Source organism: Pseudomonas sp. FW300-N1A1 (assembly GCF_058789115.1).
Genome location: NZ_JBYTBK010000024.1, coordinates 20401 through 44791 on the forward strand (window position 1 = coordinate 20401; position 24391 = coordinate 44791).

At 57.4% G+C, this 24391-nt stretch carries 25 protein-coding genes, 1 tRNA gene and 1 pseudogene; 9 read left to right on the forward strand and 18 right to left on the reverse strand.

All coding sequences use genetic code 11. The annotated features are described in order from the left end of the window. The first annotated feature begins 91 nt into the window (after positions 1-91). The 9 genes from AC3WQN_RS16725 to AC3WQN_RS16765 all read left to right on the forward strand — a co-directional run bounded on the left by AC3WQN_RS16725 (position 92) and on the right by AC3WQN_RS16765 (position 10277). Positions 92-1051 carry an alpha/beta fold hydrolase gene (locus AC3WQN_RS16725; protein ID WP_103400022.1) on the forward strand — a complete coding sequence of 320 codons (960 nt, stop codon included), beginning with the start codon at positions 92-94 and terminating at the stop codon, positions 1049-1051. A gap of 740 nt (positions 1052-1791) precedes the next feature. Continuing rightward, complete coding sequence (locus AC3WQN_RS16730; protein ID WP_103400023.1) at positions 1792-2538, forward strand: methyltransferase domain-containing protein; 747 nt, start codon at positions 1792-1794, stop codon at positions 2536-2538. A gap of 13 nt (positions 2539-2551) precedes the next feature. After that, complete coding sequence (locus tag AC3WQN_RS16735; protein ID WP_256587264.1) at positions 2552-3469, forward strand: class I SAM-dependent methyltransferase; 918 nt, start codon at positions 2552-2554, stop codon at positions 3467-3469. Further along, entirely contained in the window at positions 3466-4611 is a 1146-nt protein-coding gene (locus tag AC3WQN_RS16740) for a M50 family metallopeptidase (RefSeq protein WP_178081895.1), read from the forward strand. The genes AC3WQN_RS16735 and AC3WQN_RS16740 overlap by 4 nt, the downstream gene beginning before the upstream one ends. A 10-nt stretch (positions 4612-4621) precedes the next feature. Further along, a complete protein-coding gene (gene tglA, locus AC3WQN_RS16745) occupies positions 4622-4777 on the forward strand; it encodes a 3-thiaglutamate biosynthesis pearlin carrier peptide TglA (RefSeq protein WP_158248601.1) in 156 nt (51 codons plus the stop codon). Between the two features lie 64 nt (positions 4778-4841). Then, a complete protein-coding gene (gene tglH / locus AC3WQN_RS16750; RefSeq protein ID WP_103400025.1) occupies positions 4842-5756 on the forward strand; it encodes a peptidyl (S)-2-mercaptoglycine synthase subunit TglH in 915 nt (304 codons plus the stop codon). Next, positions 5746-6552: a peptidyl (S)-2-mercaptoglycine synthase subunit TglI gene (gene tglI, locus AC3WQN_RS16755; RefSeq protein ID WP_103400026.1), complete on the forward strand. Its 807-nt coding sequence runs from the start codon at positions 5746-5748 to the stop codon at positions 6550-6552. The genes tglH and tglI overlap by 11 nt, the downstream gene beginning before the upstream one ends. Positions 6553-6675: 123 nt before the next feature. Continuing rightward, positions 6676-9000, forward strand: coding sequence for a lantibiotic dehydratase (locus tag AC3WQN_RS16760; protein ID WP_256587265.1), 2325 nt, complete (start codon positions 6676-6678; stop codon positions 8998-9000). Next, positions 8997-10277: an MFS transporter gene (locus AC3WQN_RS16765; RefSeq protein WP_178081896.1), complete on the forward strand. Its 1281-nt coding sequence runs from the start codon at positions 8997-8999 to the stop codon at positions 10275-10277. Before AC3WQN_RS16760 ends, AC3WQN_RS16765 begins: the two co-directional genes overlap by 4 nt. 129 nt (positions 10278-10406) lie before the next feature. Here the strand turns inward: AC3WQN_RS16765 and AC3WQN_RS16770 are convergent. The 18 genes and pseudogenes from AC3WQN_RS16770 to AC3WQN_RS16855 form a co-directional block, all read right to left on the reverse strand. Then, positions 10407-10482 (reverse strand) — tRNA-Lys (locus AC3WQN_RS16770). 62 nt (positions 10483-10544) lie between these two features. Next, complete coding sequence (gene queC, locus AC3WQN_RS16775) at positions 10545-11237, reverse strand: 7-cyano-7-deazaguanine synthase QueC (RefSeq protein WP_103400028.1); 693 nt, start codon at positions 11235-11237, stop codon at positions 10545-10547. Between the two features lies 1 nt (position 11238). Continuing rightward, positions 11239-11886, reverse strand: coding sequence for a 7-carboxy-7-deazaguanine synthase QueE (queE, locus tag AC3WQN_RS16780; RefSeq protein ID WP_103400029.1), 648 nt, complete (start codon positions 11884-11886; stop codon positions 11239-11241). 167 nt (positions 11887-12053) lie between these two features. Beyond that, positions 12054-12884 carry a tol-pal system protein YbgF gene (gene ybgF / locus AC3WQN_RS16785; RefSeq protein WP_103400030.1) on the reverse strand — a complete coding sequence of 277 codons (831 nt, stop codon included), beginning with the start codon at positions 12882-12884 and terminating at the stop codon, positions 12054-12056. Positions 12885-12890: 6 nt separating this feature from the next. Then, complete coding sequence (gene pal, locus AC3WQN_RS16790) at positions 12891-13388, reverse strand: peptidoglycan-associated lipoprotein Pal (RefSeq protein WP_003178634.1); 498 nt, start codon at positions 13386-13388, stop codon at positions 12891-12893. 52 nt (positions 13389-13440) lie between these two features. After that, the gene (gene tolB, locus AC3WQN_RS16795) at positions 13441-14721 is read right to left on the reverse strand and encodes a Tol-Pal system beta propeller repeat protein TolB (protein WP_172736433.1); all 1281 of its coding nucleotides are present in this window, start codon (positions 14719-14721) and stop codon (positions 13441-13443) included. 17 nt (positions 14722-14738) lie between these two features. Then, entirely contained in the window at positions 14739-15818 is a 1080-nt protein-coding gene (gene tolA / locus AC3WQN_RS16800) for a cell envelope integrity protein TolA (RefSeq protein WP_103400031.1), read from the reverse strand. Then, the gene (gene tolR, locus AC3WQN_RS16805) at positions 15818-16270 is read right to left on the reverse strand and encodes a protein TolR (RefSeq protein WP_172736453.1); all 453 of its coding nucleotides are present in this window, start codon (positions 16268-16270) and stop codon (positions 15818-15820) included. The genes tolA and tolR overlap by 1 nt, the downstream gene beginning before the upstream one ends. Positions 16271-16293: 23 nt before the next feature. Next, positions 16294-16989: a protein TolQ gene (gene tolQ / locus AC3WQN_RS16810; RefSeq protein WP_095078554.1), complete on the reverse strand. Its 696-nt coding sequence runs from the start codon at positions 16987-16989 to the stop codon at positions 16294-16296. Then, positions 16979-17446, reverse strand: a complete 468-nt coding sequence (ybgC, locus tag AC3WQN_RS16815; protein ID WP_095078555.1) for a tol-pal system-associated acyl-CoA thioesterase — start codon at positions 17444-17446, stop codon at positions 16979-16981. The genes tolQ and ybgC overlap by 11 nt, the downstream gene beginning before the upstream one ends. A gap of 136 nt (positions 17447-17582) precedes the next feature. Then, the gene (gene ruvB / locus AC3WQN_RS16820; protein ID WP_103400032.1) at positions 17583-18644 is read right to left on the reverse strand and encodes a Holliday junction branch migration DNA helicase RuvB; all 1062 of its coding nucleotides are present in this window, start codon (positions 18642-18644) and stop codon (positions 17583-17585) included. Further along, positions 18645-19253, reverse strand: coding sequence for a Holliday junction branch migration protein RuvA (gene ruvA / locus AC3WQN_RS16825; RefSeq protein WP_095078557.1), 609 nt, complete (start codon positions 19251-19253; stop codon positions 18645-18647). A gap of 119 nt (positions 19254-19372) precedes the next feature. Then, entirely contained in the window at positions 19373-19897 is a 525-nt protein-coding gene (gene ruvC, locus AC3WQN_RS16830; RefSeq protein WP_103400033.1) for a crossover junction endodeoxyribonuclease RuvC, read from the reverse strand. 176 nt (positions 19898-20073) lie between these two features. Beyond that, positions 20074-20820 carry a YebC/PmpR family DNA-binding transcriptional regulator gene (locus tag AC3WQN_RS16835; protein WP_103400034.1) on the reverse strand — a complete coding sequence of 249 codons (747 nt, stop codon included), beginning with the start codon at positions 20818-20820 and terminating at the stop codon, positions 20074-20076. A gap of 117 nt (positions 20821-20937) precedes the next feature. After that, positions 20938-22713 (reverse strand): aspartate--tRNA ligase, encoded by a 1776-nt coding sequence (gene aspS / locus AC3WQN_RS16840; protein ID WP_103400035.1) that lies wholly within the window; start codon positions 22711-22713, stop codon positions 20938-20940. A gap of 105 nt (positions 22714-22818) precedes the next feature. Then, positions 22819-23040 carry an FmdB family zinc ribbon protein gene (locus AC3WQN_RS16845; RefSeq protein ID WP_010457489.1) on the reverse strand — a complete coding sequence of 74 codons (222 nt, stop codon included), beginning with the start codon at positions 23038-23040 and terminating at the stop codon, positions 22819-22821. A 178-nt stretch (positions 23041-23218) separates the two neighbouring features. After that, positions 23219-23554 (reverse strand): ribbon-helix-helix domain-containing protein, encoded by a 336-nt coding sequence (locus AC3WQN_RS16850; protein ID WP_103400036.1) that lies wholly within the window; start codon positions 23552-23554, stop codon positions 23219-23221. 293 nt (positions 23555-23847) lie between these two features. Continuing rightward, a pseudogene (locus AC3WQN_RS16855) lies at positions 23848-24257 on the reverse strand (Dps family protein). Positions 24258-24391 lie beyond the last annotated feature (134 nt).

The following is a 24391-nucleotide window of genomic DNA, read 5'->3' on the forward strand; positions in this document are numbered from 1 at the left end:
CCTGCGCAACTGCGGCCGGCAGTGCGACGCCACTGCCACATACCCCCCCTCCAGGGAAACAGGGCGGACAACAAAAGGACTGAACAACAGCATGTCGATCCAACGCTTGATTAAAACCATAAACAGCCATTCAACATCGCTACTGACGGCATGGCTGATGTCTTCAGCGCTGGTATTTTCTGGCGCTGATCTGCATGCAGCCTCGACAACCGAGCGCTGCGAAACACCACCACTGTGCACCCAGTCGATCCAGGCAGGCAGCAGCACCTGGTCCTATTACGAAGGCGAGCGACATGGCGCGACCGTAATACTTGTCCACGGTTTTGCATCACGCAAGGAGGTCTGGTTCGAATTCGGACAGGCGCTAAGTTCACGCTTCCACGTCATCATCCCCGACCTCCCCGGCTGGGGAGCGTCCAGCTACATTGAACATGCGAACTACGATATCGATACCCAAGTGGCCCGGCTCCATGAGTTTGTTCGTGCACTCGACGCGGACAACATCATTCTCGTCGGGCATTCAATGGGCGGAGCCATTGCCGGCGTATACGCAGCCAATCAACCACAGCGGGTAAGCCGACTGGTGCTGGTTGGGGCGCTGGGGCTGAGTTTCGCTGAGAATGACTTCATGCGGATGCTGAATGCCGGAGGCAATCCGTTTATCTACGATAATCGCGCAGGCGTCGAACGCACTGCCCGTCTCGTGTATTTGAACCCACCACGCATGTCGGATCAGCAAGTACAAAAAGCGATTCTTGCCAACCGTGCGCAGCGAGCGTTTATCGACGCCACACTGGCACAGATCCGCCCGTCCTCCCAATGGCTCGCGCTCAACCACCGACTGAAAGAATTGAGCATGCCAGTACTCGGCATCTGGTGCCGCGAGGATAAGGTGATCGATGTTTCGGCGCTGGACACGTTGCAAAATGGCCTTCCTGCCCGCCAAACGAACAGCACGGTCACTCTTGAAGGCTGCAACCACCTGCCGATGATTGAACGCCCGGCCGAGCTTCTCAAGGCGCTGAGCACTTTCATTGCAACAAGCGACTAGCCCATGCAGCGCAGGCCCGCACGTGAAGAAAACCGGCCTGCCAGAGCCAATCACGTCGTCGGAAGCTCACCAGTGGCGTGAGCACTGTTTCGAAGGCAAAAAAAAACCCGGAAATCCTCACTTGCGTGGGCCTTCCGGGTTTTTAGAACAGCTTGAAAACCAATTGAACAGCCTGCTCCTGCAAGTGTCTGGCGGATGGTTGTGCCTGGACAATATGATGCCGGTCTTCAAGGATCACTTTGACCCTTGTACTGATCTAATCTCGCCCTGACAGCCGACGTACGAATAATCGAACAATCGGTGTGCGAAATATTTAGGACAACAATAAAATCAGCGTTCTGAACTGCACCCTTCCTATCGCTGTGGTGTTTCGTAACGCCGCGTCCCTAGTCAATCCGGCACATCGCCTGAAGTACCAACCGCCCACTGTTATCCTTGCCAGTATCCGTCAGCTAGCCGTTGAACTTTTTCCAGCGCGGAGTAAGCGTTTCGAAGATTTAACCCAAAGACCATCCTGTCCGACTACCAGGGAGAGTTTATCGACGAACCCATGACACGACAGAGTTCCTCTACTCAATGTCTCTATCTGCCATTTCCTAGGAACCCCCCTACAAAATAAATATCAACTTCCCACAAAAACAGTGATGACACATTAATTAGGAGCGGATAACCTCTGTTTGCACAAAAAAATTTAACCACACTCGCGTGCACCATTGTTATCGGACAAGGATGTGACATACATGTCTTCCCTAACGACTTCGCCAGCCACTCTCTACGAAACCGTCGGTGATGGCGTAGAGTCCAGTAATGCCTCATGGAGTTTCGGAGGCACGACCCCTGAGCACTTTGACTCCCATGTATCGAAATCCGTACCCAAATACAAGGAAGGACACGATATCGTGCTGTCGCTCAGCGACTTTTTTGTAAAGAACGATAGCACCTGCTACGAACTTGGCAGTTCCACCGGCACCCTGACTCGGCAACTTGCACAGCGCCATTGCGCCTCGGTGAAGTGGGTGGGAATTGATGTGGAAGAAGCCATGACCCGCAAGGCGAATGAGCTTTTGAGCGCATCACCGCAGCACAATATCAGCTTTACTACTGATGACATCCTGACCTTCCCCTATGAAAAAAGCGATCTGATAGTTGCTTACTACACTATCCAATTCGTGCACCCGCGTATTCGCCAAACCTTGTTCGATCGTATCTACGAGTCCTTGAACTGGGGTGGTACTTTTATCATGTTTGAAAAAGTGCGCGCCCCAGACGCACGTTTTCAAGACATCCTCAGTAGCCTGTATGTAGATTATAAGCGGGACCAAGGTTATAACGCCGATGAAATCCTGGCGAAAACCAGAAGCTTGAAAGGCGTACTTGAGCCTTTTTCCACGACCGGCAATATTGACATGTTATCTCGCGCAGGCTTCAAAGATACAACCAGTATTTTCAAGTACATTTGCTTTGAAGGCTTCTTCTGCATCAAGTAACCAGGATGTGATCGTGAGCACAACTATAGAGCAACAGTACTTGCAACTTTTGCAGATGCCAGACACGTTTCGCGCGCGAAAAATGAGTTGTGAGTTGTGCAATTCAAAAGCACATTGGGTTTTGCTGGAAAATATCCGGGGCCCCGGTGACCAAGCGGTGGCATTACCGGTGTTAGGCTGCCAGGATTGTGGACATATTTTCCAAAAATACCGCTTCGAGGAAGCTTTCTACAGCGCGTACTACGACAAATTCTACCGTTTAAGCTTGTTCGGCAATACGGAACCGGAGCGTGCCTTCTTTCTCGACCAGGTACGCCGCGGCGAATACCTGTATCGGTACTTGCAAGATGTGCTTCCCGCCCAAGGAAAAATGCTAGACGTCGGTTGTTCCGCCGGTGGCGTGATGATTCCTTTCGCTAAACGGGGCTGGACAGTAAGAGGCAATGACCCCGACCGGGCCTATGTGAAATACGGCAAAAACATCGGCCTGGACATCGACCCGGTGGGTGCCGAACGTATGAGCGCAAGTGGTGATTTCAACCTGATCATCATCAATGGTTCGCTGGAACATGTTCATGATGTCAACCAAGTCATGCAACTTTGTCGGCAGGCCAGTGCCGAGGACGGGTTGTTGTTGATTGAAGGTCGCGCGCTGGGTTATGGCATCGAACAAGGGTTTCTAACCCATAACCATCGCCGTTACTTGAGTGCCAGCAGCATCGAGTACCTGATGTGCCGGCATGGTTGGGTACCGATCCAGACCACCCATGAGCCCGTATGCGGGCCGACCCGGCCGGGAGCTGTATTCGTGCTAGGGCGCGTCTGTGCCCAGCCTGTCACCGAACACCTCGAAAGCATTAAGGCCCAGGGTCGCAAGGCACTTCAGAATTCGTACATGCCCAGCCTGCACGCGTTGCGAGCCCGCGCATGAGTGCCTCTGCATGTGCCCTCGAAAAGTCGAGAGCCAAAATCCATTCCTGCTTCAGGGATGATCTGGTCGTGACCCCGTCGCCAGCCGACTCGGTCACGTGGCGCTACAACCTCTACGACCCCCGTAATGATATTGGCTTTGAACTGGGCAGGGCCGAGTACTCACTTGCTTTGCTCTTCGATGGCCAGCGAAGCCTGCACGATATTGCCGAGGCCGCCCTTGCGCAGCATCGAATCAAGGTCAGCCCTGAGAAGCTTGCGCAGTTCGAGCGCAAGTTGCTCAACCTGAAACTGCTGAGCAGCGAGCAAACCGCGCATAAAAAGGACCTGCGCGACCCCGCCACGGGCATCACCTACGGCCCGCTGAAAGAGCATCTGCTGATTAACCTGGTGAAAACCAACCCGCAGCCACTGCTCGATCACATTTACCGATTGGCGCCCTGGTGCTGCCGCGCGGCATTCATTTTGCCGCTGCTGGCACTGGCCCTAGCGAGCTTCGTGTACCTGGGCGTGCACTTCGGCACGTTCATGACCGATGCTGGCGACACATACATACAAAGTTACCGCTGGTTGCTCTGGCACTTCCCGGTCATCTTGACTTCCATCGCCCTTCATGAACTGGGGCACGCGATGGCCTGTCGTCACTATGGGGTCAAGGTCAACGATTTCGGAATCGGCATTTACTTGTTGCTGGCTACCGGCTGGGTACGTCCGGTGCAGGCGCAGTGGTCGCGGCTGCCGCTGAACCAACGAGTGATCACCATTCTGGCAGGCCCCTTGGTCAGCCTTCTGTATGCAGGTCTGGGCATTGTCCTGTGGGCAATGTTCCGTGATTCCCAAGGGGGTTTGCCTGCTCTTTTTGTGGTGATGATCGTGGCTTCGTTAGTTTCCCTCGTACCGACGCTGCTGCCCATTTTTAATGGTGACACGTACCTGGCGATTACCGAAGCTCTCGGACAACCGCGCCTGCGCCAGCGTGCATTCAACTATGTAAAGCGGCATTGGCGCACCGCACCGCTGGAAGCGGTTTCCCCAGCATTGCGCAGGCTCTACTGGAGCACATTCCTGTTGACCTGCCTGGGCTGGGTAATCGCCTGGTGTTTCACCGCAGCCACCCTGATTCGCCTTTTCAACCACCCGTAAGGACAGTGTCATGACTCAATCTACAATGGCCCCAGCTATCGCCAACACGGATGAACTCACCACCGAATCCGCTAGTAGCGTCGCGCCGCAAGCCCTCAACGATACGCCGTTCGAGGAATTCGACCTCGACGATATCGAAATCATCGAAAGCAAAGTTTTCGCCTGATCGTCCCGCGCTTCCTCGGCTTTACGCCGAGGGAGCCGCCTTCTTCCTCTGACTGGGCAACCACATGGCTCACTTCGTTAAGCCCGAACCGATTGGTGTGGGTATCCAGTACAACCCCGAGATCCTCGACTGGTTTCCATTTGAGGACATCGAAGTCGATGTGCTGGAAATACTGCTCGACAACATCATGGCCCCCATGGATGGCCCGCAGATTATCAGGCCCGCGGCCCAGGTGATGATCAACCGGCTGGCTGAGAAATTCACGCTGCTGGCGCATTCCAATTACGGTTGCGACTTTGGTTTCAGCCCTCTTGAAAAAACCGCCGCCGTGCAACGCCACGTACCCCTAGCCAAGATGCTGAACAGCCCATGGGTCGCCAACCATTGTTTTTATGGCGACAACTCCTGGCTGGATATCTGGAGCAGCCCGCTGCAGTTTTCCAATGCCGAGGTGCTGCGCTGCGCCGAACGCGCGAAGACGTTACAGGCGCATTACGGGACGCCGCTGGCCCATGAAAACGCCGCCTATTATCTGCAATGTCCGGGCGCGGAAATGCGTGAAGCCGAGTTCCTGGCCCGACTCGTGCAGCAGTCCGGCACCTTTTTGCATCTGGACTTGCACAACATCTACACCAATCACCTGAACCTGAAAAACTTCGACTTGCGCGACTACCTCGACACCTTGCCATTGGACAAGGTGATCTCGGTGCATCTGGCCGGCGGCAGTTGGCACGAAGGGCTTTACCACGACTGGCATGACTCGTGTGTACCCGAACCTGTTTGGGATCTGTACCAGGAACTCATGTCACGTACCCAACCCTCGGCGATCATCCTGGAATACCAGGGGCAGGCTCACCACGCACTGACACGAGTGATGGACGCCAATGACGAACACATGATCGTCACCGATGTGCGGCGCGCACAGAAAATCTGGAACCACTACACAAAACCGATACAGGAGCTGATGCATGGATGCTGAGCTAGTCTGGAAGCTATGGCGACGCCTGCTACGCGATGAAACACTGCAGAAGCAGTTGTATGAGGCTCAGGGCGCGACTCAATGGCTGCAACACTTTCCCAATGACGAGCGGGCGATTCTGCACGCCTACGCCAGTCAGTTTGAGAGGGTGAAATGGTTCGTCGAAAACTATCAGTTCCGCTTGGCCAATTCCTTTATCAATGCGCTGGAAACCGGCGCCCCATTGACTTTGCGTGCACTGATCAACATCGGGCTGGATCTACCGACACTGTCCAAGGCATTCCTGCGTCAACAAGAGTGGTTCGACTACGGGCCAAGGGTTTATGGCTATTGCGATTCGGCGTTGGGCTTTTTGCTCGAACGCCAGGAACTCGCTGACTACCCGCAGATTCGCGACCTGATGGGGCTTGAGCGCGAATGTGTGCGCCTCTACACCGGACTGGTAGAAGCCTGCGACGTAGTGCCGGGATATTATCAGCGCACTGACGGTGCACGCATTTACCAGAGCCGTTATGCACTGTCGCACTGGTTGCGTGATAAAAGCCTGCTGGGGCGTAGCAGCCCTGAGGAAACCAGCCAACACATCCTGGTGTATTTGCCCAACCCTGAGGCCCGCCACAAATTTACGCTGATAGGCCCGCGCGCGGCGCACCTCTACCGATGCCTGGAGCAACCGCAGTCACAAGACACCTTGATGCAGATGCTGAGTTCCACAGCCGCCGCGCAACTCAGCGGCGAAGACCTGGAACTGCTCGGTAAACTGCATCGACTCAACGCAATCAGGATGCCGGTCTAGAACATGGAAAGCTCACAGTACTTTTGGCTGCGATCGACCGGTTTCCCCATTCATCACTTGACGGATTTGGGCCGATTCGCTGAGCTGCCATCGTGCCGCGCCTTTGAACAAGACTTCCGCTCATTGCAGGCACAAAAGGCAACGTTACTTGAAGAGGCCAACTCGCATTCACCCCAGGCCTGCCGAAAACTCATCCGCAAACTCAACGAGGACCAAGTCCTGCAGTCCTCCGACCTGCCGGAAGTGTTGCGCGAATCTCTGGCCGAGGCTTTGCAGCGCTGGAACGGTTTGTTGGAGCGAACTTCGGCGTGTGAAGAGGCCACCCAGGAATACGACGCCTATCTGGAGAGCGCCCGCCAAGGGCTGATCGACTTCCTGGATGACGAAGCGGTGGCCGAGGCCTTGTTCATATCCAACCCGTCGGCGATGACACGCATCCGTGAGCTGGTCAGGGACCGGCACAACAGAAACGACACCCGCAAAAAGCAGAAGCTGCGTTTGGGCTGGAGCTACGCGCAACGTTTCTGCGCCAAGAACGATACCTCAAGTTTTTTCGGACCTTTGGCCTGGGGCCGGTTCGATGACCGCCAGACGGACCATATACGGCTAACCCAGGGCAACACGGCGTGGATCAAGGATCGCCGCACCTTCTTCGAAAATTGGGTGGTACAGCGGTTGGTAGAACAGATCAACCTTCAGTGTCCAGACACCGACCGCATGCCCTTGCAGCTCAATACCGGTTGCTACCTGAACGAACAGACCCTGTTCATGCCGATTGGCAAAAGCCAGCCCCTCAACCCGCAAACCGCACAGGTACTGCACTACATCAGTGACCAACAGGGTCGAGAACCGACGTTTGCCGGGATGTTGAGCGCCTGTTCGGAAGTCGCGGCCAGCACATTGCACGATCTACTGGAACACCTTGTGAGCAAACGGATCGTGCACCGAGGCTGGCAAATGTCCCCTCGTGAGCGTAATCCAATCGTGCGGCTACAACACTGCCTGGCCAACGCAGGGGTATCCCAAAGGTTCAGCCAGGTCTGGCAATCGCGCCTTGAAGCACTGGAAGGTTTGCGCCGCGACTATGCCCACGGCGACCTGCTGCGCCGGACCGAATGCCTGGAGGGTTTGAACCAACTGCTGGGCGAGGCAGGGGTCGACCTCAGCCGAGAAACCGGCGCCATGTATGTCGGCCGTTACCCGGTGTACGAGGATTGCTCGAGAAACATGGACATCAGCCTCGGCCAAGCCGTGCTCAGTCAAGTCAACGAAGAGCTGGCGCCGCTGATGCGCATCAATCAGTGGCTGATCAAAGCCATCGCGCATCAACTCAACGAGGCTTTCATTGAGGTCTGGGAACAGCGCCACACTGATAACCCCGGGCAGCAGGTTGATTTTCTCGACTTGATCAGCACGCTTGCTCCTCTGTTTCCGGCACTGGAAGTGCGCATCACCCTCGACCTCGATCAGCGCCTGAAAACGGCCTGGACGCATCTACTTCGGGACTTCCCAGCGCATCCTGAGGTGCATCTTTGTGCGGCGGACATCGAACGCCTGATCGCCCTGTTGAACGCCGATCTGGAGGTCGCCGGCTTCGAGGTCTTTGGCAGTGACTATCACTCTCCAGATATCCTGCTTTCCAGCGCGTCGGTGGCGGCGTTCAATCGTGGCGATTACGAAATCATCGTGGGTGAAGTGCATCCGGCAGTCCATACGCTGAGCCAGCCCGTTGCCGCACCATTCGGACCGTTCAATACGCAGATAAACCAGCAGGTAGAGGCGATTTTCCAACGCCCTCGCCTGATACTCGCGGACTCGCCCGACAGTTATCAACGCTCGCACATAGACTGGCCGCTGCAGCCCTCTTACTTGCAACTGGTACTGCCTTCTGGTGGCGGTTGTGTCGCGGCGAACCAGCAGTTTGCCGCCGGTAGGGCAAAAGTGCTGCGAGTGAATGGTCGCCTGCAAGTGGTCGATGCCCTGGGGGAGTTCAGCGAAGACTTGCTGTGTGTGTATTCCACCGCTACTCATCGGCTGGGCTTCGCCCTCGCCGGTAGTGCCGTGGCCAAACACGAGCACCGACGTATCTGGTTGGGTCGTACCCTCTACAAGCGCGCTTCCTGGCTATTCACCAGAGATCGCCTGCCAGAGCCGAAGGGCTCGGTCGACGAGCTTGAACACACTCTGCAATGGCGTGCCTGGGCCGCCGATCATGGCTTGCCCCGTTATGCCTTCATCAAGATCGATACCGAACCCAAACCGCTGTTCCTCGACTTCGATAACCCGTTGTCCTTCGACGGCATCAGCAACGCCCTGAAGAACGCTGGTCACGTCAAGTTCTCGGAAATGCGACCGTGCCCCGATGAGCTTTGGTTTGAAGAAGAGCGGGGGCGTTTCTGCTGTGAAATACGCACAACCTTTTCCACATGCGAGACGCCTGCGACATGAGCAATGAGAACATAGACTCTTGCACCAAAGCCGATCAGGAAGCCAAACACTCGTTTTTGTACTTGTTTTTGACCATATTCATTCCATTTGGCCTCGGGCATTTTGTTTCGTATCTGTTTCGCACGGTCAACGCCTTGATCTACGTGGATCTGGAACGGGAACTGCACCTGCCCGCCAGTAGCCTCGGCCTGTTGACCGGTGTGTACTTTCTGACTTTCGCCGCAGCGCAGATTCCGCTGGGCGTCATGCTCGACCGCTACGGTCCGCGTAGCGTGCAGGCACCCATGCTGCTGTTCGCTGTGTTGGGCTCGCTGATTTTCAGCGTCTCCCATACGGAACTGGGCCTGATCATTGGTCGCGGCCTGATCGGCCTAGGTGTTGCTGGCTCGCTGATGAGTGCAATCAAGGCGTGCGCGATCTGGCTACCTGCCGAACGCCTGCCGCTGAGTACAGCATGCCTGTTATCTGTGGGCGGCTTGGGCGCAATGGCGTCCACCACGCCGCTGCATGAACTGCTCAAGTGGATCTCATGGCGTGAAGCATTCTTGATTCTGGCGCTGCTGACTTTGTTCGTCTGCGTAGTCATTCATCGGAGCGTGCCGCGCACCTACAACCCCAAACACACCACTCTTGCCGAAATGTCCAAGGCCGTGGGAACGCTTTACTCCTCCTGGGTATTTTGGCGACTGGCGTTGTACTCGGTGTTTGCCCATGCGATCTACATGTCGGTGCTGTCGCTATGGATGGGGCCGTGGCTACGCGATGTCGCCCAGTTGAACGAGTCCGGCATGGCCAATACCTTACTCTGGGGCACCGTGGCAATGGTGGCAGGCTCGCTGGCCTTCGGCTCGCTCACCGACTACCTGCGGCGCTTTGGTGTACAGCCGATCATGGTGTGCGGCGCCGGGGTTTCAATCTTCATCGTATTTCAATCACTGATGATCAGCGAACTACCCGTATCGCCGTTACTGATTGCAATGGGGTTCAGCTTCTTCGGCACCTCCACCACCATGAACTACGCGATCGTCGCTCAGTCGGTATCGCCTGAACTGGCCGGACGGGTCAGTTCATCGTTCAACCTGGTGGTGTTCGTGCTGGCGTTCGTCTTGCAATGGTTGATGGGGGAAATCCTGAATCTGTGGCCAAGATCTGGACAAGGGCATCCAGTGGAGGCTTATCAGTGGTCGCTGGGAGTGATGATCGCGTTGCAGGTACCAGGGGTGTTGTTGTGGCTGAGTTTTAAACCGTGGGAACTGAAAGTCGCGGCGACGCGGTAAAACCGGGCAACCACTACTACCTTAGCGAAAGCCCTACCCTCCAGACCTGCCAGCACTGAATTGCAGGCAAAAAAAAACCCGGAAATCCTCACTTGCGTGGGCCTTCCGGATTTTCTAAACCGCCAAATATGGTGGGTCGTGTGGGATTCGAACCTACGACCAATTGGTTAAAAGCCAACTGCTCTACCAACTGAGCTAACGACCCGCTGTGTGGTGCGCGTATAATACTGATTTTTAAGGACTATTCAACACCTTTTTGAAAATAATTCAAAAATAAGGTGTTGGGTCGCTGATCCCGGCCGCCGCGAAGCCTTCCGCACGCAGGCGGCAGCTGTCGCACTTGCCGCAGGCACGGCCGTTATCGTCCGCCTGATAGCAGGATACGGTCAGCCCATAATCGACGCCGAGCTTGACGCCGGCCTGAACGATTTGCGCCTTGCTCAGGTTCTGCAGCGGCGCCTGGATACGGAAACCCTGCCCTTCCACTCCGGCCTTGGTCGCCAGGTTGGCCATGCGCTCGAAGGCTTCGACGAACTCGGGACGGCAATCCGGGTAACCGGAGTAGTCCACGGCGTTGACGCCAATGAAGATGTCCCGCGCACCGAGCACTTCGGCCCAGCCCAGCGCCAACGAAAGGAATACGGTATTGCGGGCCGGCACATACGTTACCGGAATGCCTTCGCTCGGCGCTTCAGGGACATCGATGGAACTGTCGGTCAGTGCCGAACCGCCAATGCCGTTCAGGTTCAGGCCGATCACTTTATGCTCGACCACACCCAGATCACGCGCCACGCGCTCGGCTGCGTGCAACTCGGCACGGTGACGCTGGCCATAATCGAAGCTCATGGTGTAGCAGCTGTAGCCTTCGGCTTGGGCCATGGCCACGACAGTCGCCGAGTCCAGTCCGCCGGACAGCAGAATGACAGCACGTTTTTCTACTTGATTCAGTTGTTCAGTCATCTCAGCGCCCCGGCTCGTCGTTCCAAAGATATTTGTGCAGCTGCAATTGCAAGCGCACCGGCAGGTTGTCCGCGACAACCCAGTCAGCCAGGTCGCGTGCATTCAGGTCGTGATGGCTCGGCGAGAACAGCACCTCACCGGCACGCTGATCGAGGCCGTACTGGATCAGCTTGGACACCGCCCAGTCATAATCCTCCCGCGAGCAGATCACGAACTTGACCTGATCGTTGGGGGTCAGCAGCTCGATGTTCTCATAGCGGTTACGGTGCGCTTCCTTGGAACCCGGGGTCTTCAGGTCGACGACACGACTGACCCGCGGATCGACCGCACTGATATCCAGGGCGCCGCTGGTTTCCAGCGACACCTCGTAGCCGGCATCACAGAGTTGCTTGAGCAAAGGAATGGCATTGGGTTGCGCCAGGGGTTCGCCGCCAGTCACGCAGACATAACGGGGCCTGAAGCCGGCAACCTGCTCGAGGATGTCGTCAAGGGAGCGAATCGTGCCGCCGCTGAACGCATAGGCACTGTCGCAGTAACCGCAACGCAATGGGCAACCGGTCAGGCGCACGAATACGGTGGGCAGCCCAGCAGTCCGCGTTTCACCCTGCAACGAGTAGAAAACTTCGGTAATTCTCAATGTGTCTTGCATAGTCGCCACGGGCGTAACAGCTAAACAGGCTGTCCGCCTCCGTCAGGCACTTGATGGAACCCCGCCAACGCGCAGATCCCAAAAAGCGGTGTTGCTAAAAAGGGCGTGAATTCTAACGAAAAAACCCGCGGCAAGCGCGGGTTTCTTGTAAAGCCGGTCAAACAACCTTACATGCGCTGCAGATCGCGCTGGGCCAACTGAGCGGCGGAAGTCCCCGGATACTGGGAGACGACCTGCTGCAGAATGCCCTTGACCTTGTCAGTATGACCCAGGCGGCGCTCTACATCAGCCAGCTTGTACAGCGAATCCGGCACTTTGGCGTGCTTGGGATACAACTGCGAAACCTTGGCAAATGCCTGGCCGGCACCTTGCAGGTCGCCTTTGGCCAGGTTCACTTCGCCCAGCCAGTACTGGGCGTTGCCCGAATACTGGCTGTTGGGGTACTTGCGCAGGAATGCGGTAAACGCCAGGCTGGCCTTGTCGAAGTCCTTGGCCTTGATCAGGTCGAAGGCCGCATCGTAGTAGAGCTTTTCCTTCGCCGGATCACCCGGTTCGCTGCTGGCCGCTGGCGCCTGGGTTGCAGCACCCGCGCCTACAGCTGCACCGGCGGCATTTGCGTCGCCACCGGCTGGAGAATTTTCAGGAGCCGCAGCGGATGCACCGCCGGTTCCAATACGCCGATCAAGATCCTGGTATCGCTCCAGGCTTTCTTGCTTCATGCGCGCAACATCGTTTTGCAGAACTTCGATCACGCCTTGTTGGCGTGCGATCTGTTCCTGCATTTGTTGCAGTTGGTTGAACAGCTCGCCCTGTGCCGAGACAGGGGTCGAAACCCCTCCCCCGGCATAGGCGCCGCTCGTACCGTAACCCGCAGGCGGATAACTGCTCCCGCTATTGTTATAACCGGAATCGTTATCGACCACAGGAACCGCAGCCCACACCGCAAGCGGGGCGAGACTGAGAGCCAAGACAGTTACAGCACGACGGCACGTTCGCATGACGAATTACTTACGCAGTTCGACGCGACGGTTTTGAGCCCAGGACTGCTCGTCGTTGCCGGTAGCAACTGGACGCTCTTCGCCGTAGGAAACCAGTTCCAGCTGAGCTGGGGAAACGCCTTGCAGTACCAGGTAGCGCTGAACGGCTTTCGCACGACGCTCGCCCAGTGCCATGTTGTACTCACGAGTACCACGTTCGTCGGTGTTGCCTTCCAGAACAACGCGAGCGCCGTTTGCTTTCAGGTCCTTGGCGTGAACGTCCAGAGCGCGCATGGCTTCTGGCTTCAGGTCCGAACTGTCGTATTCGAAGTAGAAGGTGGTGATTGCGCGCAGAGCAGCTTCTTCGCTCAGGGAACCGTCAACAGCACCAGTGTTAGCGCCGTAACCAGCGTTTGGATCTACTGCGCCTTCACCGGCATTGTCGCCGCCTTTGGACGAGCAACCTACAGCTACAGCCATGGCCAGGGCCAGCGCAGCAAACTTACCAAACTTCAGCATTTCCATCGTGAAACTCCTAATGAACCCCAATGTGTTATGTAATACGTGTTGCGCCGCGTCAGTTCAGGTAAGGGGACCAGGAAGGTTCTCTGACTTCGCCTTGTGCGGTAGGAAGTGGGAGCCTTACGCGTCCATTGATGGACACGAGCATCAAGACTCCCCGGCCCTGCTGGCGGGTGGCGTAGATTACCATGGTGCCGTTGGGCGCGACAGTAGGCGACTCGTCCAGAGTGCTATCAGTGAGGATTTTTACGCTACCGCGCTGCAAATCCTGGGCCGCCACCTTGAAATTGGTGAAGCCTTGCTGACGATGGATCATCACCAGGGTCTTTTCATCGGCCGACAGTTTCGGGTTGGCGTTGTAGTTACCGACGAAAGTCACACGCTCGGCACCACCGCCACTGGCACTGGTCTTGTAGATCTGTGGCTTGCCACCGCGGTCGGAGGTGAAGTAGATGGTCGAACCATCCTTGCCCCAGAACGGTTCGGTGTTGATACCAGGACCTGCGGTCACTCGGCTGATCTGACGCGAACCCAGGTTCATCACGTAAATGTCCGGGTTGCCGTCCTTGGACAGCACGAACGCCAGGCGAGAACCGTCCGGCGACCAGGCTGGCGCACCGTTCAGGCCTTCGAAGTTGGTGATCTGCTCACGACGACCGGTGTCGATGTTCTGCATGAAGATACGCGGGCGCTTCTGCTCGAACGAGACATAAGCGATGCGCTTGCCATCGGGTGCGAAACGCGGCGACAGGATCGGTTCACGCGATTGCAACAGGGTCACCGCGCGAGCACCGTCGTAGTCGGAGCGTTGCAGGGTGTAGCGGGTGTTCTTCTCGGAGAAACGCTCGGCCGTCACGTACAACAGACGCGTGGAGAACGCGCCCTTGATACCGGTGAGCTTTTCAAACGACTGGTCCGAGATGTAGTGCGCCATGTCACGCAGTTGATCGACACCGCCCGACACGCTACCGGTCAGCACTTGCTGCTCGGTGTTGACGTTGAACAGGGCGTACTGCACCTGCAGGCGACCGCCCGCCGGAACAATGCTGCCGACCATGATGTACTGGGCGCCCAGGGCCTTCCAGTCGCGGTAGATGACTTCGCTGGCCTGGGTTGGCTGGCTGATCATGTTCTGCTTTGGAATCGGCGAGTAGTAACCCGAGTTGCGCAGGTCGTTACCGATGATTTCCGCCATGTCATCCGGCAGGACGCTACCGCCCTGCCAGCCAAACGGCACGACTGCAATCGGGGTTGCCCGGTCACTACCGCTGGTAACCAGAATGTTTTTTTCATCCGCCGCCGCTATCCCTGCCATGCAGCAAATAACGACAAGCATTCCTCGAAGAAGGTTTCTCACAAGGCTAGATCCTCAGGTGTGAATGTCATCTTGAATGAACGATAGGGAGCGAAGTCGCTTGGTTTCATTCCCTGCATTTCCGTCAAACGACCAATGTTTTTGACCGCCGCCACAGCCGAGCTGTCGAACGGACCATCACCACTGGTCTTGGCCACGCTGACCGAAGTCACCGTACCATCGGGCAACATGCCAATTTGCAGCACGACCGTCATGTTCTTGCGTGCCGAAGGAGGACGAGCCCAGCCTTCCGCTGCCCGAGCACGAATCAGATCGTCGAAACTACCCGCGACTTCATCGCCCTGCTCATCGGCCAAGGCCTGCTGGCGCTGCGGCGTGTCGGAAAGCAAATCAGCCAGGGCCTGGGCCTTTTTCTCTTCGGCGGATTTACGTGCCGCTTCCTGCGATTTCTTCTTCGCAGCATCGGCAGCAGCTTTCTTCTTCGCATCTTCGGCGACTTTCTTCTTCGCCTCTTCAGCTTCAGCTATCTTCTTGGCGTCTTCCGCGGCTTTTTTCTTCGCGTCTTCGACTATCTTTTTCTTCGCTGCTTCAGCGGCCGCTTTCTTGGCCTCTTCTTCAGCGGCTTTCTTGGCTTCTTCTTCGGATTTCTTCTTGGCTATATCAGCCAATTGTTTCTCTTCAGCCTTTTTGGCTTCGGCGGTCTTCTTCGCGTCGTCGGCTTTTTTGGCTTCATCAGCCTTCTTCGCCTCTTCCGCTTTCTTGGACTCGTCGGCCTGCTTGGCTTCCTCGGCTTTTTGAGCCACCTCTTCCTTCTTTTGTTCCGCAGCCTTCACCGCTTCCTGCTCGACCTTCTTCTGCTCCATCTGTTCGACTTCAGTCTGGCGCGCAGCGGATTTCTTCGCTTCACCCGCAATCTTCTGATTGGTCTGAGTGGTCGCCTGACTTTTCGATTTCAACTGGTACAGGGTCGCCTGGACGATCGGCTTGGCCGGCGGCAATTCCGGGGTAAAGGCAAAACTGACGAACAGCATGCCAAACACCAGAATGTGCAGGGCAATCGCCCAGACACTAGGCCAGAAGTAGCTTTCCGAGGCTGTTGGCTCTCGCTGTTGCTGCATCAGGGCGCCTCGGTAATCAGGCCAACGTTACCGACCCCGGCTTTCTGCAACCCACCCATGGCGCCCATGACGGAACCATAGTCGACGGTCTTGTCGCCGCGAATGAATACCTGGGTGCGCTTGCCGCCTTCGGTGCCGGCGCGAATGATCTTGGTCACCGCGTCGGTCATCTGCGGCAAGGTCATTGCCCGGTCCTGTTGCTTGTCGGTGTCGACTTCGCTGCCAAGGTTCCAGTAATAGGTCTTGTCAGCCTTGATCGAAATGGTCAGGACCTGAGTGTTGTTGTCCTGCGGCAAGGCTTCGCTGGAAACCTTGGGCAGATCAACTTTCACGCCCTGATTGAGCATCGGCGCGGTCACCATGAAGATGACCAGCAGTACCAGCATCACGTCGATGTAAGGCACCACGTTCATCTCGGCAACCGGCTTGCGCTTTTTGCGAGCTCGAGCGATTAAAGCCATTGGGAAATACCTGCTTATTCTTCGCTGGTGTGCACTTTACGGTGCAGGATCGCCTGGAACTCATCGGCGAAGGTGTAGTAACGGCTGGTCAGGGTTTCGCTGCGCGCCGCAAAACGGTTGTACGCGATGACGGCCGGGATGGCGGCGAACAGGCCGATCGCCGTGGCGATCAGTGCCTCGGCAATACCTGGAGCCACGGTGGCCAGGGTCGCTTGCTGGGCAGTGGCCAGGCCGCGGAACGAGTTCATGATGCCCCAGACCGTACCGAACAGACCGATGTACGGGCTCACGGAACCGACGGTGGCCAGGAACGGCAGGCTCTGCTCGAGCTTTTCTTCCTCGCGGGAAATGGCCACGCGCATGGCACGGGCCACGCCTTCCATGACCGCTTCCGGGTCAACGCCCGGCTGCTGGCGCAGGCGGGAGAATTCCTTGAAGCCGGCACGGAAGATTTGTTCCACGCCCGAATCAGGGTCCGGGTTGCTGCCGGCCTGACGGTACAGCTTGGACAGGTCGATACCGGACCAGAAGCGCTCCTCGAAGCTCTCCAGGGCACGTCGACCGGCGCGCAGCAAGTTGCTGCGCTGAAAGATCATGATCCATGAGGTCACCGATGCGGCTACCAGGATCAGCATTACCAGTTGCACAACGATACTGGCATTGCTGACCAGGCTCCACATGGAGGAATGGTCGACGACGTTAGCTTCCACGCTTTATCTCCTGCTCTGAGTGTGTACCCGCGCCGCTCTCGCCGGCAAAAGCCGCGCGTAGAGCTTCGGGAATGGCCCGGGGTTTCAAACTATGGGTGCGCACACAGGCCACCAAAAACTGCCCTTCGCAGAGCAGTGCATTATCCGCGGCTCGCCTGACCTGCTGTTTAAAGCGCAGGCTGACACGGTTCAATTCGATTACTTGTGCACTTACCAGAAGCTCGTCGTCCAGTCGCGCCGGCGCGTGGTAGCGCGCTTCGCTGGAATGCACGACAAACAACAGGTCCTCGCCTGCCAGCTGCGACTGGGCAAAGCCCAGCTCACGAAGCCGCTCGGTTCGAGCCCGTTCCATAAACTTGAGGTAATTAACGTAATACACGATGCCGCCGGCATCGGTGTCCTCGTAATAAACGCGACAACGATGTGCGAACGACTCTAGCCCGTTTTGCGCGCGCATACTCTAGTGCTTACTCCTCAGGTTGCCAATCCGCCAGGCAACTGTTTTTCATACTTCTGCGCCTTTCCTGGCAAAGAAGGGTTTCGCAGCCACTTGGGACAGCGCAAAACCCGAAAAAATCGGCGCAGACCGCTTATTAATCGTCCACTGCATCCAGAAACTCGCCTACCACGGGCATCTCACCCATGCGCGACGGAATGTTCAAGCCAAAATGCAGATACGCGTGCCGCGTGACCACCCGGCCACGGGGCGTGCGCATGATATAGCCTTGCTGGATCAGGTACGGCTCCAGCACATCCTCGATGGTGTGTCGCTCCTCACTGATCGCCGCAGCAAGACTGTCCACCCCCACCGGTCCGCCATCGAACTTCTCGATCATGGTCAGCAACAAGCGCCGGTCCTGATGATCGAAGCCACGCTCGTCGACGTCCAGCAGGTTCAACGCCAGGTCGGCAATCGGCTTGGTGATATGTCCCTTGGCCCGGACTTCGGCAAAATCGCGCACCCGACGCAACAAGCGGTTGGCAATACGCGGCGTGCCACGTGCTCGCCGGGCAATTTCGAACGAGCCTTCCGGGTCCAGCGGCAGCCCGAGAATACCGGCCGAACGGCTGACGATGGTCGCCAGGTCCGCCGTGCTATAGAACTCCAGCCGCTGGACGATACCGAAACGGTCACGCAGCGGATTGGTCAGCATCCCCGCGCGCGTGGTTGCCCCCACCAGGGTGAACGGCGGCAGGTCGAGCTTGATGGAACGGGCAGCCGGCCCCTCACCGATCATGATGTCGAGCTGGAAGTCCTCCATGGCCGGGTACAGCACTTCCTCGACAATGGGCGACAGGCGATGGATTTCATCGATGAACAGCACATCGTGAGGTTCCAGGTTGGTCAACAGCGCCGCCAGGTCGCCCGGCCGCTCCAGCACCGGCCCGGAGGTGCTCTTGATCGACACCCCCATTTCCTGGGCGATGATGTTGGCCAGCGTGGTTTTACCCAGCCCGGGCGGTCCAAAGATCAGCGTATGGTCCAGGGATTCGTTGCGCCCGCGGGCAGCCTGGATAAACAGCTCCATTTGCTCGCGAACGGTCGGCTGGCCAATGTACTCGGCCAGGCTGACCGGACGAATCGCCCGGTCCTGGACTTCTTCGCGCTCACGCGGGCCACCGGTGGCGGCAATCAGACGATCAGCTTCAATCACTTAGATCATTCCCTTCAGGGCACGACGAATCAGGTCTTCGCTGCTCAAGCCTTTCTCCTTGATGCCTGCGATCGCCTTGCTGGCCTCCTGCGGCTTGTAACCCAGGGAAATCAGCGCGCTGACCGCATCGTTTTCAGCACTGTGCAGCGGCGCCGGCGCATCCGGCTGGTTCGGCACCAGCGCGAACATGCTCGGCACGGTCTCCCAGGCCTTGAAGCGATCCTTGAGCTCCACCAGCAAACGCTCGGCGGTCTTTTTCCCGACACCCGGCACCTTGGTCAGCGCCGAGGTGTCCTGTGCCTGGACGCAGCGCACCAACTCATCGACCTCAAGGCTCGACATCAAGGCCAGCGCCAGCTTCGGGCCCACGCCATTGAGGCGGATCAACTCACGGAAGAAGTCACGCTCGCGCTTGCCGATGAAACCATAGAGCAACTGGGCGTCCTCGCGCACCACCAAATGGGTGTGCAAGGTGATCGGCTCACCGACCGACGGCAATCGGTACAGGGTGGTCATCGGCACTTCCAGCTCATAGCCCAGGCCGTTTACATCCAGAATCAGGTGCGGCGGCTGCTTCTCAGCCAAGGTGCCGCGTAAACGTCCAATCACGTTTCAAATCCTTAAGCGTTGGCCAGATCTGGCTTTCGGGTACCAAAATGAGCGTGATCGCCGACAGGACAGGCGCAAAACGCTCAACGGGAAAAAACACGTGCGCCGATGCTATCAGATCACAGGCGAAGACGACCGCCGCGACTGCGAGCAGACCCCAAGCCATGAGGTAACAGGCTGGACCGGGTGTGGGCATGGCAAATGGCGATGGCCAGGGCATCCGAGGCGTCGATTTGCGGCTTGCTGGTGAGCTTGAGCATGTGCATGACCATCATCTGCACCTGCTCTTTATTCGCCCCACCGGTCCCGGTCACCGCCTGCTTGACCTGGGTGGCGGTGTATTCGGCGATTTCCAGGCTTTCTTCCGCCCCGGCGACAATGGCCGCACCACGTGCCTGCCCCAGCTTCAGGGCCGAATCGGCGTTACGCGCCATGAACACCTTTTCGATGCCCATGGTCACCGGGCCATACGTCTGAATGACTTCGCGCACGCCGCGGTAAACAATTTGCAACCGTTCATGTAGCTCGCCGCTGCCGGTACGAATACACCCCGAAGCCACGTACACGCAGCCACGACCGGTATCGCGCACCACGCCATAGCCGGTAATGCGCGAACCGGGGTCGATACCAAGAATTAAAGTCATAACGCCTGCGGGTTATAGGAAAAGTACGTCTCGAGTCCACAGTACTGTAGCAAGACACCAGCCTCCCTGTAGGACCGAGCGTGCTCGCGATGGTCGTTAACGATAACGCTGATGACTTGAATCAGCGCGCCGCTCTCGGGCTCATCGCGAGCACGCTCGCGCCTGCAAAGGGCGAATCAGCCGAGCTGTTGGGCCACCGACTCGGGGATGTCCGCATTGGAATAGACGTTCTGCACGTCATCCAGGTCTTCGAGCATGTCGATCAGCTTGAGGACCTTCTCGGCCCCCTCCAGGTCCAGTTCGGCACTGGTGGTCGGCAACATCACGATCTCGGCATCGTCCGCCTTGAAACCCGCTGCTTCCAGGGCGTTACGCACCGCATAGAAACCGGCGAACGAAGTAAACACGTCGATGGAACCGTCGTCGTTGGTAACAACGTCATCGGCGTCAGCTTCCATGGCGGCTTCCATCAGCGCATCCTCATCAACGCCCGGGGCGAAGGAAATCTGCCCCTTGCGCTCGAACAGGTACGCCACCGAGCCGTCGGTACCCAGGTTGCCGCCGCACTTACTGAAAGCATGGCGAACAGCCGCCGCCGTACGGTTGCGGTTATCGGTCATGCACTCGACCATCACGGCCACGCCACCCGGGCCGTAACCCTCGTAGCTCAGCTCGACCATGTCATCGGTATCGGCCGCACCGGCACCACGGGCAACGGCACGATCGATGATGTCGCGGCTCATGTTCGCGCCAAGGGCCTTGTCCAGCGCCAGCCGCAAGCGCGGGTTGGAACCCGGGTCACCGCCACCCTGACGGGCCGCGACAGTCAGCTCGCGAATCCACTTGGTGAAAATCTTGCCCTTCTTGGCATCCTGACGTTCTTTGCGGTGCTTGATGTTCGCCCACTTGGAATGACCCGCCATAACTCGCTCCGAATTCTCTAAAAAAACAATGCCCGCACGCCCTGGAAGGCGAGCGGGCAACGTAATCTGCTCTGACACCCCGTGACGCATCCTGCGATGCGTCACGGCGATCAAGCCTTACTCAGCCTTCGGCTGTTCGCGCAAACGGATGTGCAGTTCGCGCAGTGCCTTCGCATCCACCAGACCCGGTGCCTGAGTCATGACGCAAGCCGCACTCTGGGTTTTCGGGAAAGCGATCACTTCACGGATCGACTGGGCGCCAGTCATCAGCATCACCAGACGGTCCAGGCCGAATGCCAGGCCACCGTGCGGCGGCGCACCGTACTTCAGGGCGTCGAGCAGGAAGCCGAACTTCTCTTCCTGTTCCGCTTCGCTGATACCCAGCAGACGGAATACCGATTGCTGCATTTCCTTGCGGTGGATACGGATCGAACCGCCACCCAGCTCGGTGCCGTTCAATACCATGTCGTAGGCACGGGACAGCGCGGTTGCCGGATTGGCTTCGAGCTCTTCTGGCGTGCACTTCGGCGCGGTGAACGGGTGGTGCAAGGCGGTGAAGCTGCCGTCGTCGTTCTCTTCGAACATCGGGAAATCGACTACCCACATCGGTGCCCACTCGCACGTCAGCAGGCTCAGGTCGTTACCGACCTTGATCCGCAGCGCGCCCAGGGCTTCGCTGACGATCTTGGCCTTGTCGGCACCGAAGAACACGATGTCGCCATCAACCGCGCCAACGCGATCCAGGATCACATTGAGGTTGGCTTCAGGGATGTTCTTGACGATTGGCGACTGCAGGCCTTCAACGCCCTTGGCACGCTCGTTGACTTTGATGTACGCCAGGCCCTTGGCACCGTAGATGCCGACGAACTTGGTGTAGTCGTCGATCTTGCTGCGCGGCATGCTCGCCCCGCCCGGAACCCGCAGGGCGGCGATACGGCTTTTCGGGTCGTTGGCCGGGCCGCTGAACACCTTGAAGTCGACTTCTTTCAGTTGGTCGGCCACGTCAACCAGTTCCAGCGGGTTGCGCAGGTCCGGCTTGTCGGAACCGTAACGACGCATGGCCTCTTCGTAGGTCATGTGCGGGAACTCACCGAATTCCAGACCCAGCACTTCCTTGAACAGGTTGCGGATCATGCCTTCGGTGATGCCGATGATGTCTTTTTCATCGAGGAAGCTGGTTTCGATGTCGATCTGAGTGAATTCAGGCTGACGGTCAGCACGCAGGTCTTCGTCGCGGAAGCACTTGGCGATCTGGTAGTAGCGATCGAAGCCGGCAACCATCAGCAGTTGCTTGAACAGCTGCGGCGATTGCGGCAAGGCGAAGAACGAACCGGCGTGAGTACGGCTCGGCACCAGGTAATCACGAGCACCTTCAGGGGTAGCGCGAGTCAGGATCGGCGTCTCGACGTCGAGGAAGCCGTTCTCGTCCAGGTAACGACGGATGCTGGTGGTCATGCGCGAACGCAGACGCAGCTTCTCGAGCATTTCCGGACGACGCAGGTCAATGAAGCGATAACGCAGGCGGGTTTCTTCACCCACGTCGGAGAACTCGTTGAGCGGGAACGGCGGAGTTTCCGCTTCGTTCAATACTTCCAGCTCGTAGCCCAGCACTTCGATCATGCCCGAAGCCATGTTGGCGTTACCGGCACCGGCCGGACGCAGGCGCACCTTGCCGGTGACCTTGACCACGTACTCGCTGCGCACGCGGTCGGCGGCGGCGAAGGTTTCAGCACGATCCGGGTCGAACACCACCTGGGCCAGACCATCACGATCACGGATATCGAGGAAAATCACCCCGCCGTGGTCACGACGACGATGGACCCATCCGCAAAGGGTAATTTCCTGACCTTCCAGGCTTTCGTTCAGTTGGCCGCAATAATGGCTGCGCATCATGGTAGTGGTTTCACTTCTCGTAATTCGAAATTCGATGGAGGTCTTGCCGACCGCTGCATTTGAATGAAGCGTCAGATAATGCAAGAGCCCGGTGTGTCGTTCAACTCAGTCAGCTTTGTCGCCGCCAGCCAGATTTTTCTTCGAACCGGTCTTGAAGTCGGTTTCGTACCAACCGGTACCGCTCAGGCGGAAGCCTGGCATCGACAGCATTTTTTTCAGTTCGGGTGCCTGGCAGGCGGGGCAGTCGACCAACGGTGCTGCGCTGATCTTCTGAATGGCTTCCAACTGATGACCACAGGAAGCACATTGATAGTCGTACATCGGCATGGGGCTGTCTCGGCAATCAGATAGTTCCCGCGTAAACATTCGGTTTCGCGGCAAAGAGCGGGATTATATCCATTAAATCGAGCCTGTGCAGCCGTAACGCTGTACGGGCACGCGCTCAGCCGGGTCTGCCACCGACAGGCACCTGAACACGGAGCCGTCCAGACCGGCAATCCACCGATCACCGCGGGTGATGGCCGCCCTCGCTCAAGCTGTGCACAACACACACCACCCGGACCAACCCACTGAAATTCTTCACACCGCCATGACGCAGATGCACCTCCCGATCGACATAAGAAAGCAGGGCGCTTACCGAACAATCATTGAGCCTTGCCATATCGGCCAGAATATCCCAGTAGACCCGCTCCAATCTCAAACACGTCGCGAATCCGTTCAACCGAACCGATCGCGACAACGGGCACACCAGCCCCATATCAAACTCCCGGACAAAGGGATCATTCCTTATATCCGGAAACCTGGCAACTTCACTTACATCACGCCCTGATAATCGAGCCATACCGTCGACACTCCCTTGCCTTAGTTCCATAACAGAAACAACGATCCGTTCCGTTATATAAGCGCAAACCGACCGTTATTTCTAGACGCCTTTATAACCACGCACGTAGGACAAACCAACTAAAGAAAGAAGATTATTAACGCAGCCCTGATTTAATCTACAAAAACAGGCACACAGAAAAACTCAATAACCGCGCGCGCAAAAGCGTTGCACGCGATCAGGAAACACCCCCCACCACCCCGCAGGACGGAACGCACCAATGGCACCGCAGGACGCCACCCGCCAACGGGCGGCTACCGATTAGCCAACAGCGAGCGCAACATCCACGCGGTCGCTTCATGAACGCGCATGCGCTGCGCCAGCAGGTCCGTCGTGGACTCGTCACTGACTTTATCCAGCAGGGGCAACAGACTTCGTGCAGTGCAAGTGACCGCCTCCTGCCCTGGGACAAGTTACTGGATCATGTCCTCGGCACTTGGTACGCCCTCTTGTTCCCAGATGAAAGAAATACGCGCACAGATCGAATATGCGCCCAGCCGTGGAAAACCCGCTGCACGAACACACTCGACAATCAGATCCACCGCCGACGCCAACTCGTTATATTGTTCTTTAAACATTAAATGAAGGATGCGAAACACCCACCTTGTCACATTCCAGTGAAATCACGGGCCTTCAGATAAAACACATAAATATCCGATAACAATCACAAAAAACCGTCAACGATGGACTTGCAACCTACCTCACCGATACCGATGTCAATGACCTTGCCTTTGCCCTTGTTGGTAATGAATCCATTCCACGAGTGCGCCACCACTGCAGCAAGAGCCCCTGCACCTC